Raw genomic sequence first — 12,285 nt, forward strand, 5'->3', positions numbered from 1 at the left:
CCCTTGAGGCTTCAATGAATCATAAACGCGTTAAGATGCGTGACCATAAAATCGAAGTGAACCTATTCAAAAACCGCGTAATCGTCGCGTTTTGTGGGATCTTGATATTCACTCTTGTCTTAGTCGGGAATCTATACCGACTTCAAGTTGAAAATTTTAAAAGCTATCAAACTCGTGCCGATGGCAACAGAATCAAAGTATTACCTATCGCCCCTACTCGTGGACTTATTTACGACCGTAACGGCGTGTTGCTTGCAGAGAACAAGCTTGTCTTTGATCTAACCATGATTCCTGAGCAAACCGATGATGTCGATGCAATGCTCACCAAGCTAGACAAATATGTCCCCCGTGATGCAGAGCAGATCGCTCGTTTCAAAAAACGCTATCACAACACCCGCCGTTTTAAATCTGTGACTATTCTAGAGAACTTAACGGAGGAAGAGATCGCCAAGTTCTCCGTGCACCAGTACCAGTTCCCCGGCTTATCTATCGATACCAGCTTAAAGCGTTTTTACCCGAATGGTGAGGTGCTTACCCATGTTCTTGGTTACGTGGCGCACATCAATGATAGCGATCTCAGAAAGCTTGAAGAACAAGGGATAGAAGCGAATTATCAAGCTACAACAATCATAGGAAAACTGGGTGTTGAACGTTATTACGAAGATATTCTGCACGGCACCAAAGGTTATCAAGAAGTCGAAGTAAACAGCCGTGGGCGAATAGTCCGAACCATTGAGTACGTGCCGCCAGTAGCTGGTAAAGATATCGTGTTAAATATTGACCTTGAGCTGCAAAAATACGTCTTTGAGCAACTTGATCACCGAACTGGAAGCGCGGTTATTCTCGATCCGAAAGACAACAGCGTGTTGGCGATGGCATCAAGCCCGAGTTACGACCCTAACCTATTTGTCGACGGCATTTCGAGTAAGAACTACCAACGTTTATTGAATGATCCGGCTCACCCGTTGGTTAACCGCACCACTCTAGGCGTTTATCCTCCTGCCTCAACCGTTAAACCATTTATGGCTGTGGCAGGACTGCAAGAACATGTCATCTCTGAAGATACCATCCGTAACGACCATGGCGTTTGGAGAATTCCTGGCTCTAAACGAAACTCTAAATCGTGGCGTGACTGGAAACGTTGGGGTCACGGACCTGTCGATGTCACTCAAGCCATTGAAGAGTCGGTAGATTCATTCTTCTATCAAACCGCTTTCGATTTGGGTATTGACCGAATTTCAAGTTGGATGAACCGATTTGGATTTGGTGAACCGACAGGCATTGATATCTATGAAGAAAGTACCGCCAACATGCCGACTCGAGAATGGAAGATGATGCGTTATCGCACCCCTTGGTATCAGGGTGACACAGTTCCGATTGGTATTGGCCAAGGTTATTGGACATCGACACCTATGCAACTTGCTAAAGCAACGTCAGTATTGGTTAATCATGGTAAGGTGATGCCACCGCATATCTTACGAGCTACCTTAGACCACGGTGAAGATTTCAGTACCCAAAAACTTGTCGAACCGGAGCCAATGCCCTCAATCACTGAAGTACCGGATAGAATTTGGGATGTGCCCATCAACGCGATGCGACTCGTGAACCACGGAAGTCGAGGCAGCGGCAGGCGTGCATTTAAGGGAACTAAATACACGAGCGGCGGTAAATCAGGAACTGCACAAGTGTTTGATCTTGCGAAAGATCAGGTCTACAACTCGAAGAAACTCGCTAGGCATCTACTTGACCACGCGCTTTACACAGCTTTCGCACCTTATGAACACCCTGAATATGTCGCGACTGTGGTCATTGAACACGGTAACGGCGGCTCGAAAGTCGGCGCACCTTATATCCGTAAAGTACTCGACTATGCCTTTGAGCATAAAAGTGGTGAGAGCAAAGATCACTCCTAGCACCAACAACTTAAGTCGCTACAACACATAACGTATTTACCCAAAACATAACGTAATTTCGACAAAGCCCCACTTGTGTCACTCACAATATGGGGCTTTATATTTTAGGGTTCCACCCAGCTAGGCAGTTAAAAGTGACTGTCGATTATGAGCTTCGTAATACATGCCATGCTTCACAGAGCGTCTGAAATTTTGCGGTGTTACCCTCGTCTCGGTCTGGATGCCATCTCAACGCAAGTTGTCGCCAACGTTTTCTAATCTCATGGTGAGTGGCGTCTATGGGGAGCTCAAATAAGTTCAACGCTCGGCTTCGATCCATATCGAGCTCATCACCACCAACAAACTTCCGGTACCGAGTCCAAAATTCGTTCAACAGCCTTTTAACTTCACCTTCATCCGCTTCATAGTTAACCCAATTAATATAGTAGTCTCGAAGTGGATCTTGACGATCGATGTTGTGGTTGCTTCCGTGATAACGACCGTTCATCAATTCAATGTCCATCGCTTGGACTTGGAGCCAACCATCAGGATGTAAAGTTTCTTGAAGCTGATAAAGCGCATTCATGATCAGGAAGTTCTTTTTAAACAACTCTTTCTCAGGTATCGAGTCTAACACTGGCACAAACCCAAGGTCGTTCAAATGAGCCGCCAATGTATGTACTTTCCAGCCGCTTGGCTTTTGCTTAAGCACTTCCATTATCGGCCAAAGCAATGGGTTTTCCATATGGCAGTGAAAGTTTGCTCGCACATCTTGATGATTCGACATAGTTGACTCAGTTAGCTTTTCTGAATTAATGGATTTTCAAAACAGTGGTTCTATAAGTAATCTGTTTCTCATCCGTTGCGGATCTTCTTTAATTGAAAGCGATTTTCTACGATTTGTCGAGCTTAAGGACAAACAACTTTCTATCGCTTGGCTTAAAGACACTTTTTACCGTCAAGACTGAATACCGTTTAGTCGAACGCAACCGTAAGCAATACAGGAGCTATTTTTTGCTACAGATGCAAAAAAGGTCAGCGATTTAGCTGACCTTTCACATCTACCCCAATTTAGGGACGAAGCATTGAACTCATTAGATAACGCCAAGCTCTCTTAGACGTTCCATTAGGTATTCGTTTGCTGTGTACTTTTCAGATAGCACTACTTCTGGTTTCGGGTGAAGGAATAGAGGCAAAGAGATACGTGACTTCTCTTGGCGTTCACCTGATGGGTTGATTACACGGTGAGTTGTCGATGGGAAGTAACCACCTGATGCTTCTTGAAGCATGTCACCGATGTTGATGATCATGTTACCGAAGTCACATGGAACATCTAACCACTCGTCATTTTGTGCTTTAACTTGAAGGCCCGGTTCGTTTGCTGCAGGAAGAACAGTCAGTAAGTTGATGTCTTCGTGTGCCGCAGCGCGAATTGCACCTGGCTCTTCATCACCCTGCATTGGTGGGTAGTGAAGTACACGAAGCAGAGTCTGTTCACTGCCGTTAATCATTTCTGATAACGCAATAGAGAATTTCTCTTGTACTTCTTGAGGAGCATGAGCTTCAACCCAACCTAGCAGCTCTTGAGCAAAAGCATTCGCACGTTGGTAGTAATCTAGAATCTGTTCTTTCAGCTGTTCAGGGATTTGGCCCCAAGGGTATACGTGAAAGTACTCTTTGATGTCTTTTACAGTGTGGCCTTTAGCAACTTCAGACACTGAAGGTGGAAAATATCCATCTTGTGTTTCAACATTAAAGTGGAAGTTCTCTTTCTCTTCAGAGATGAAGAATTGGTACCAGTTTTCGTAAATTGACTCAACAAGCTCTTTCGGGATTGGGTGGTTCTTAAGAACACCAAAACCAGTTTCACGTAGAGAGCGAACAAATTGTTCTGCTGCGTCGTCAGCAAGGTAATCGACAGTTTCCAGTTTCATGACTTTCTTTCTTGTTATGTAGTAATAGAACGATTTTAAGGATCGCTTTGTTGTAAATCAAACTTTTGTGAAACTCTAGCAACCGTTTGTCTAGATACTGGGCGATAACGCCACTTTTCAACAAATCTGGTGATTAAGACACAATTGAACACTGTTCATTATTGTGTAACACTAATAAAAACTTCGACGAGAGATCTTGATATGACAATCACGCCACTTGCTCAAAATCGACCATTACTGTCATTGACGACGCTGTATCTGACTGTGTTTCTATTTTCAGCGTTCGATCCCTCTTCAAGAGCTGTGTGGATTGCTGAAATTGTCCCAGCGCTCGCGATATTGGTGGGTATTTGGTGGTTATCAACAAAGCTCACCTTCACTAAGACAGCCTACGTTTTGATGTTTATCTGGCTGATTTTGCATACTATAGGCGCGAAATACACCTTCGCTGAGGTGCCATTTGATTGGTTCAATAACATGATAGGTTCTGAACGCAATAACTTTGACCGTGTCGCCCATTTCTCTATTGGCCTTTATGCTTACCCACTCGCTGAGTACTTGATTCGTAAAAAACTGGCTCAACCGGTACTGGCGTGTTTCTTTGCGCTATTTGTGATCATGAGTGTTGCTGCAGGCTATGAAATTATCGAGTGGTGGTACGCGGAGATTGCAGGTGGTGATGAAGGTATCGCATTCCTTGGTTCACAAGGTGATATTTGGGATGCGCAGAAAGACATGCTGTGTGATACAACTGGCGCAATTGTCTCACTAATACTTCTTAAGCTTCAAGGGCGTGTCAAAGTTCATTGATACTAGCTTTTGATTCTGAACTTCAATAACAGTTCTGAAATGCCACACAATGAGTGCGGTGGCATTTTATTTCATTGTTACCTTGCCACCAACAAACTTGTAGGCTGGCGTACCTCGAACCAAGGTATCTCGCGCAAATTCAATCCCGCATTCAGGGCACACACATGGCTCTGTCGTGAAATCTTCAACGATACGCTCCTTAAAACATTTCACGAGTGCACCTTTGCCACCTTTCAGATACTTAAAAAGTTGCGTTTTACATTTGGCGCAGAAAATCTGAACCGTCTTGGTCGGTTGTTTCTTGTTTGGTTTAGCCATAGAAGTTAATGATTGAACTCTTTATTTCTTATGTTTAGGAGCGACAAGAACCAAGCTTATCCCTAGAAGTATAACGGTTGATGAGACTATAAATTGCATGGTGACAGGTTCAGATAAAAGTAATACACCACCAAGTGTCGCGATAACTGGAACAGAAAGCTGTGCAATAGACGCCACCACGGTATTCAGCTTTTTCACCACGTAATACCACAAACTATAACCCACACCAGAAGCCACAGAGCCCGATATAACCGCGTAAATCAAACCTTGTTCAGTGATAGACACTTGCGTTAACGCATTAGGAATCAAAACTAACAAGCTTAATGCCAAAAGGATAACTAGCGAACTGAATCCAAAGTTAGCGGTGGTCGATTGCAGTGCGTTTGACGATGTCTTTCCTGCCAATGTGTAAATGCCCCACCCAACTCCGGCCAGAGACATCAAGATAATAGAAACTAAATCAGGTGCCTGTGTCGATTCCGTTGGCATTAATAAATAAACAAGCCCTGCTACCGATAACAAACATCCGCCCCATTCAATCAATGACATTCTGTTGCCAGAAAACAAGTGCGCGGCAATCATCGTAAATTGTACTGCGACAAACAAAACCAGAGCACCAAGACCTGCGCCAAGCTCTAAATAAGCAAACGAGAAGCCAAACATATACACGAGCAGTGACAATATTGATGTGAATTGGAACTGTGATTTGAGCTTTGTGTATCCCGATATATCGCTGTTAGATGAATCCTGTTTAGGTTTGGAGTTAGATTTAGACTGCGAAGATAACGTTAATAAAATCAGAAGTGTAAGCGCTCCAGACAAGATACGTACAATCGAAAAGCTCAAGGGATCAATCGTTTGATCCATTAACGCCCAGCGGCAAAGCACGGAGTTAGCAGCAAATGCCACCAGCGTAATCAGGGTTACTAAAACGATTTGCATCGGTCTTTCCTTGTCCTTGCAGAGGATTAATCAACGTCAGGTTTAACCCATACTTGGCTAAAATCAAACCAACCAAGCGCATTGCACTTCGCGTTTTGTAAGGTACCACATTGGTCTTTGTTTACGCCTAACCAACAATGGAACATCGGAATCAATTGGTTGCTTTGTACCAGTTGCTTACCGAGTTGCCTTGCTGGAAACTGTTCAAATTCACCAGAGCGCCAACGATCAATCATATGGCACCATTGATCAAAATCGTCTGCGGGACTCGATTCATCGAGGAAACTATAATCCATAAGCCAACATGCCAGTGCGTCGTCTCTGTTATTCGCAATTCCCATAGGGTTAATCCAGATGTCCACATCATCAGCATGCGGTGGATCGGTTTCGTAACCCAAAAGCTCAACATCAACATTATATTGCTTAAGCACAGTAACAATGGCCTTCGCGAGCGTAGGAAACATTGGATGCTGGCATTGGTAAGCTAACTTTATTGCAGGCTTACTATCGGCTGGTGGACATTCCGGAACCTTTAGCTTTAGCTTGATATCGTACCAACCAGGCTTGATGCCATAAGCATGCAAAACGCCCAAATCAATGACGGTTTCTTTTGGTATATGGACAAAAAGATCGGCAGCATTTAACGCGTTTGATAAAAACTCCGCCCAAGCGGGATCTTGCGCTATACCTTTCTTTCTGTTGAGTAATAGATACGTACAGCCCGGATCGAGCTCTACTTCATCGCTATCGCCGCGGTCGGCCATTACAGGCTTAGAAAGACTTGGATAAACCATTGATGAATAAGCCTCATCCACCACCCAAACTTCAACGCGATCAATTAACGGTCTGAAACCAAAATATCCGTTAAAAGCCGTTAACACGAGTTGTTTCTCGTCGTTCTTCTCGATGCGGTAAGGCCCTGTTCCAATCGGTCGAATATCATAGTCTTCACCACGTAAAGTGACCGGTAAAGTGACTTTAGCGACCGACTCCGTTAATGCGAGTGGAAAATACTTGTCTGGACGTGTGAGGAAAACATCTACAACACAATTTGCAGGTGAAGAAACATCTTTGATATGCGAAAACATGTTGAGAGGTTCGAGGGCAAGAAGTGTATCCACAACATGATTAGTTAACAGAGGTTCCCCGTTATGAAAACGAACACCTGGCCGCAAGAAGAACCGCCATTGATAGTCACTGATCTGCTGCCACGAGTGAGCAAGATCAGGCTGGAGCTGATCGTTTTCATCCAAACGCGTTAAACCACTGAAGACTTGGCAGGCGATGTGTTGCTCTGAACGACGCATAGACTTTGTCGGATTAAGCATGGATAGCGGACGATAATAAGGCAAACGAATGACCTGTTCGCCCTCTTGATATTGCACACCCAAGTAGTTTTGAATGACTTGGGTGAGTTTGGCAGCATTGTGATCAAGCACTGACAGCGCCTGCCCAATTTTGCCTTCCTGTAAGTAGCGTCTCGCTAAGTTCTCGCTGACATCACAGCGATTTTGCTTAAAGATAAGTTGAGATAACTTCCCTCGACCCGCTGCCGGTAACCATTCGACCCACCCTTCTTCTTCAAGCTTGTTGAGTACCATTCGGGCATTACGACGGGTACAACAAAGCACATCCGTGATGTCGTCGAGTTGAACATCAGAATCTTTACCATCGAAGTATTCAAACAGGGTTTCAAATTGAACGCGAAGTCTTGGGCTGCTCATAAAGAGGAAAACTTATTCAAAGGACATTGAATTCAGTTTCCCTATTTTATGGCGTAAAATCAATATTACTGACACAATTTTATTGTGAATTATGAGTACGACATCCTAAGATGTGATTCAATCTTAAGGGTTAAGTGCCTTTACCGTAAAGGATTACATTACATCGCAGCCAATTTCATTAGCGATTTCACGGAGCTGCTGTTCATCGTCTAATTTTATCGACCATTTACACTCAGAACCGTTAGCTGAAATAACATTTGCCCCTTTTCCGATCAATTGAATTGCATCAACTTGGGCTTGCAGCGTGACTCTATGCTCCCCATCTAAACGAACAACCAATTCATGTGCGGTTGCGATGACTTTTCCACTTTTAAACGTTATGACCATGGGCTTCTCGGGTTACTTCTTTAAATACTGATTGCTTGTTCTAAGTACTGATTACTTCTTCTAAAGACAAAACCAGCGTACGACTGCCTAGTCTGTTATCGCTTATGTTTCTTAACGGCAATGGTTAAACGGCTGGTACAAACTAAGCGTTGACGATCATCAGTGATATTGATCTGCCATACTTGAGTAGAGACGCCCAAGTGAATAGGCTCAGCAGTACCAATGACATGCCCTTCACGCATTGACCTTACGTGGTTCGCATTGATATCGAGCCCAACGCAATAATAGCCTTCTGGTACGCAGAAGTTTGCAGCCAATGAGCCAAGCGTTTCTGCTAGCACAACCGATGCGCCGCCATGAAGCATACCCAGTGGTTGGTGCGTAAAGTGACAAACCGGCATGGTTGCTACCAAAGAATTGTCATTTACTTCGGTGTAAACAATGTTGAGGTGTTCAATTAAGGTATTTTTTGAGGTCACGTTGAAGGTATCTAGGTCAACGGGCTTTTTCCAAATACTCATATAGGTTCCTTAATTATTGATCTTGTTATCGCGTGCATAGCTTTTTTCTATATTACCGCTGTTAGTTATCTTACAGCCCTTAGCTATTACGCAAGTTGATGTTAACATGCATAAAAACCGAATACACAGAGGATATTGTATGACGTCATGGATGAAGTTTGCCTCGCTTCTCACACTTGCAGGCCTAACCGCGTGTAGCGCTTCTCCGACAGGCAGAAACCAATTGCTGCTTTTTTCAGATAAAGACATGTCTCAGCTTGGAGCACAGTCTTTTGAACAAATGAAAAAAGAACAACCCATCAGCAAAGATGCCAAAACTAACGCTTATGTACAGTGCGTAGCGAACAGCATCACTCAATATATTCCTAAACAAGGTTTTAGTGAATGGGAAGTTGTTGTGTTTGATAGTGATCAAGTGAACGCATTCGCCCTACCTGGCGGAAAAATCGGTGTATACACAGGGTTACTCAAGGTTGCAGTCAATCAAGACCAACTCGCGACGGTTATCGGTCACGAAGTGGCACACGTTTTAGCGGACCACAGTAATGAGCGCCTTTCTCAGTCTCAAATCGCTAATACGGGCTTATCTATTACTAACGTTGCGTTAGGTGCATCAGAATACAAACAGTATCAAGGTATGACGATGGCCGCGTTAGGGTTAGGCGTTCAATATGGCGTTATTCTACCGTATGGGCGAACTCAAGAGTCTGAAGCCGATGTTGTCGGTTTAGAGTATATGGCTCAAGCAGGTTTCGATCCAAACCAAAGTGTCAACTTGTGGCAAAACATGGCGAAAGCATCAGGGGGTAATCAACCGCCAGAGTTGCTTTCTACGCACCCTTCCCACAGTACGCGTATTAAAGATCTACAAGCAACGATAAAAACGCTTCCTCAATCAGGTTCACCAAGACCAAATTGCAAAGCGTAATCTAAGTAAGAATCGCCTAGCTGGTGTAAATACAAAAATGCCCTATCCATATTGGTTAGGGCATTTTCAGTTTCTTGCTTGCTAACAGTTCAAGTGCACTAAGCAGCTGGATAATTCCAACAACAGAAACTCACTCGTTAAGTACCAAGAATTTGTAATGGTAGGCTTAATAGCTGATCACCAGTAGATGCAAAATACCAGATAACACCAATCAAACTGCTCACTAAACCTACATACCAAACGAACGACACGACTTGCCCGTATTTGTCTAACGGTAACAAGTGACTGTGATGACGTCCTTTCCATTCAAACAGTATTTCAACACTGCCCATGATCAATAAGAAACCAAACAGGGTTAAATTCAACTGATAACTCAATACCACACCAGCAACGGCAGCCGCGACACAAAGTACAATGCCAAGCACACTGTTCATCGAGAAACTGATACTTTTAAGAACATGTCCGCCATCGAGAGGCAAAATCGGCAATAGATTGAACAGGTTTAATAGAGCATTAAATACTGCAAGGCCGGCAAAGAACATTTCGCCAGTCGCCCAATACAGCACCATAAATACTAACGACAATATCAGGCCGAACAATGGCCCCATGATTGAGATAACCACATCTTGCCAACGCGTATTAATCTTTTCATCGGATAACGCCAAGCCACCAAGAAATGGTATCAAATAGATCCCTTTGGTTTTCATGCCGAAGTATTTCATCGCTCTAATATGACCGTACTCATGGAACATTAAACAGGCGATTAAGGCCAAAGCGAACTGAATTGAAAGCAACCATGAATAGGCCGCTAAACTCGCAGAAGCAAGTACGACCTTGATTAGCTTGGCGCTTTTAAGCGCTTTCATACCAAGCGACACCAACCCAATTAAGCTAAAACGCTTCTCTGGTTTAGGAGCGACAACAGGAGTTTGTTGTTCAATATCTTTGGTGTTTCGATTGCCTTCGGTAATGGTTTGCCCATTCACCGACGCTTTATACGTCATCTCAAACGGTTGCCACTGAACGGTCGATTCAACGTGACACTGCAACGTTTCTTCGCCAGCGCGTAGTGTAAATTCGTGTTTTCGGGCGTCTTCTTGGTCTGTGGTCGCATCTAATTGAGATACCAAAGTGTTATCCCAATACAACTGTTGCCACCCTGCCATTGATCCTTCTAAACGAAGCGGTTTTCCAAGAAACTCTATCGCGAGTAATTCCAAACTTAAAATTCCAATTTAATGACTTCTAACGAGTGTCGATATTATGCCGATTTAGCGAATGGTGGTAAACAGAAACAAAGTTGTTACATATTGAGCTATTGAACACTATTTATACCGCAACGATGCATAAACACTCTGGTCACACCTCCAACCACGAATAAATTATTGATTATGCTTATATTATCGATGTTAAAGTGCCGCCCCTTTAAAACATAACCTCACAAAATAACAACTCTTTCTTTGACTTTATATAAAACATGAATTTAACATGCTATTTACATTAGAGCTTCAACACCAAAAATGCTCAGTGTGTTTTCAAACCATAATAACGAAATTCGATGCCCTAGGAGGGTCAAGGATGAAAACAATACAACGCTCTCTCGTTTCACTTTCAGTACTATTTGCATGTAACTCACTTGCGGCTGGTTTCCAAGTTGCTGAGCATTCTGCCTCAGGTCTTGGTCGTGCCTTTTCAGGTGAAGGTGCAGTAGCTGATAACGCGAGTGTACTAGCGAGAAACCCCGCCGCAATGACCCTATTTGATACAGCCCAATTTTCAGGCGCGGTTTCTATCGTTGATCCAGAGGTTAACGTTTACGACGTTGACGCTAACGAGCATTCAAAAGATGTTGCTCCATTACAAGTCGTGCCAGCCGCATATTACATCAGCCCAATCAACGAAAAATGGGCTTGGGGTATCGGTATGTTCACCAATTATGGTGTTGCTACGGATTACCCTGATGACATCTCGGCAGGTGATATGGCTGGTGATACGTCGCTCTTATCTGTAAATCTAAATCCAAATATTGCGTATCGCGTGAATGAATCATTTAGCGTTGGTGCAGGTTTAAACCTTGTGTATGCGGAAGCTGAACTTACTCGCCATAAAGGCGAGCTCGCTAACTTTGTTGGTGGAAATCCATCTGACAAACTTATAGGCATGACCGGTGAAACATTTGCCTATGGTTGGAATGTTGGCGCGATGTATGAGCTGAACGAAAACAATCGCTTTAGTATCGCTTACCGCTCTTCTGTTGATCTTGATTTCGATGACGGTGAATTTACCAGCTACGATTCAGGTAGAGCAACATCTCCCAAGGTTGATGGTCGTCTTCAAATCGAGCTTCCTTCTATTCTGGAGCTTTCAGCATTTCACCAACTTAACGAACAATGGGCAATTCACTACGGTTGGCAACAAACTGATTGGAGTACTTTTAAGGAGTTAAAAGCAACAAGTCCAGATTGTACTGACAACGGTGTAGCAGGTCAGTGCTTCTACAAACCTGAAAAATATGAAGACAACAATCGATATTCACTAGGCGCAACGTACCAACTAAACAGTAAGTGGACATTAAGAGCTGGTTACGCTTATGACGAACAAGCTGGTGAAGCAACTTTAAGCATTCCTGATAGTGATCGTATGTGGTATAGCGCTGGCTTCACTTATGTTTGGAGCGAAAATATGACTGTCGATGCAGGATTCGCACTTGTTGTAAGTGATGACGGTGAGTTCACTGAGACAAATGGCGCTCAGCAAGAAAGGACTTTCGAAGCAGAAGGTACCGCTTACCTTTCTTCAGTTCAGCTTAACTACACTTTTAACTAAATC

At 43.6% G+C, this 12,285-nt stretch carries 12 protein-coding genes; 4 read left to right on the forward strand and 8 right to left on the reverse strand.

Features of this window, described 5'->3' with window-relative positions:
- The first annotated feature begins 14 nt into the window (after positions 1-14).
- Positions 15-1,913 carry a penicillin-binding protein 2 gene (gene mrdA / locus AB4503_RS11030; protein ID WP_372114609.1) on the forward strand — a complete coding sequence of 633 codons (1,899 nt, stop codon included), beginning with the start codon at positions 15-17 and terminating at the stop codon, positions 1,911-1,913.
- A 145-nt stretch (positions 1,914-2,058) separates the two neighbouring features.
- Here the strand turns inward: mrdA and AB4503_RS11035 are convergent, their stop codons facing one another.
- Together AB4503_RS11035 and AB4503_RS11040 are read right to left on the reverse strand one after the other, a co-directional pair.
- Positions 2,059-2,679: a DNA-J related domain-containing protein gene (locus AB4503_RS11035; protein WP_065675332.1), complete on the reverse strand. Its 621-nt coding sequence runs from the start codon at positions 2,677-2,679 to the stop codon at positions 2,059-2,061.
- A gap of 307 nt (positions 2,680-2,986) precedes the next feature.
- Positions 2,987-3,826: an isopenicillin N synthase family oxygenase gene (locus AB4503_RS11040; protein WP_009845327.1), complete on the reverse strand. Its 840-nt coding sequence runs from the start codon at positions 3,824-3,826 to the stop codon at positions 2,987-2,989.
- A gap of 201 nt (positions 3,827-4,027) precedes the next feature.
- On the opposite strand from AB4503_RS11040, the gene AB4503_RS11045 reads away from it, so the two are divergent.
- Positions 4,028-4,636: a DUF2238 domain-containing protein gene (locus AB4503_RS11045; protein WP_372114611.1), complete on the forward strand. Its 609-nt coding sequence runs from the start codon at positions 4,028-4,030 to the stop codon at positions 4,634-4,636.
- Between the two features lie 66 nt (positions 4,637-4,702).
- On the opposite strand, the gene AB4503_RS11050 is transcribed toward AB4503_RS11045, so the two are convergent.
- From AB4503_RS11050 to AB4503_RS11070, 5 genes are all read right to left on the reverse strand, one after another.
- On the reverse strand, positions 4,703-4,954 hold the full coding sequence (locus tag AB4503_RS11050; protein ID WP_372114612.1) for a hypothetical protein: 252 nt from the start codon (positions 4,952-4,954) through the stop codon (positions 4,703-4,705).
- A 21-nt stretch (positions 4,955-4,975) separates the two neighbouring features.
- Entirely contained in the window at positions 4,976-5,896 is a 921-nt protein-coding gene (locus AB4503_RS11055) for a DMT family transporter (RefSeq protein ID WP_372114614.1), read from the reverse strand.
- A 26-nt stretch (positions 5,897-5,922) separates the two neighbouring features.
- Entirely contained in the window at positions 5,923-7,620 is a 1,698-nt protein-coding gene (locus tag AB4503_RS11060; protein ID WP_372114616.1) for an SgrR family transcriptional regulator, read from the reverse strand.
- A 153-nt stretch (positions 7,621-7,773) separates the two neighbouring features.
- Positions 7,774-8,007 carry a DUF3389 domain-containing protein gene (locus AB4503_RS11065; protein ID WP_017064605.1) on the reverse strand — a complete coding sequence of 78 codons (234 nt, stop codon included), beginning with the start codon at positions 8,005-8,007 and terminating at the stop codon, positions 7,774-7,776.
- 95 nt (positions 8,008-8,102) lie between these two features.
- Positions 8,103-8,528 carry a hotdog fold thioesterase gene (locus tag AB4503_RS11070; protein ID WP_372114618.1) on the reverse strand — a complete coding sequence of 142 codons (426 nt, stop codon included), beginning with the start codon at positions 8,526-8,528 and terminating at the stop codon, positions 8,103-8,105.
- A gap of 139 nt (positions 8,529-8,667) precedes the next feature.
- Between AB4503_RS11070 and AB4503_RS11075 the strand changes: the two genes are divergently transcribed.
- Entirely contained in the window at positions 8,668-9,456 is a 789-nt protein-coding gene (locus tag AB4503_RS11075) for a M48 family metallopeptidase (protein WP_017060066.1), read from the forward strand.
- A 137-nt stretch (positions 9,457-9,593) separates the two neighbouring features.
- Here AB4503_RS11075 and AB4503_RS11080 read toward each other — a convergent pair whose 3' ends face one another.
- A complete protein-coding gene (locus AB4503_RS11080) occupies positions 9,594-10,676 on the reverse strand; it encodes a site-2 protease family protein (protein ID WP_372114620.1) in 1,083 nt (360 codons plus the stop codon).
- A 358-nt stretch (positions 10,677-11,034) separates the two neighbouring features.
- Between AB4503_RS11080 and AB4503_RS11085 the strand changes: the two genes are divergently transcribed.
- Positions 11,035-12,282, forward strand: coding sequence for a porin (locus AB4503_RS11085; protein ID WP_050654485.1), 1,248 nt, complete (start codon positions 11,035-11,037; stop codon positions 12,280-12,282).
- Positions 12,283-12,285 lie beyond the last annotated feature (3 nt).

It is taken from the genome of Vibrio sp. 10N.222.55.B11, assembly GCF_041473705.1.
Lineage (GTDB): Bacteria > Pseudomonadota > Gammaproteobacteria > Enterobacterales > Vibrionaceae > Vibrio > Vibrio crassostreae_C.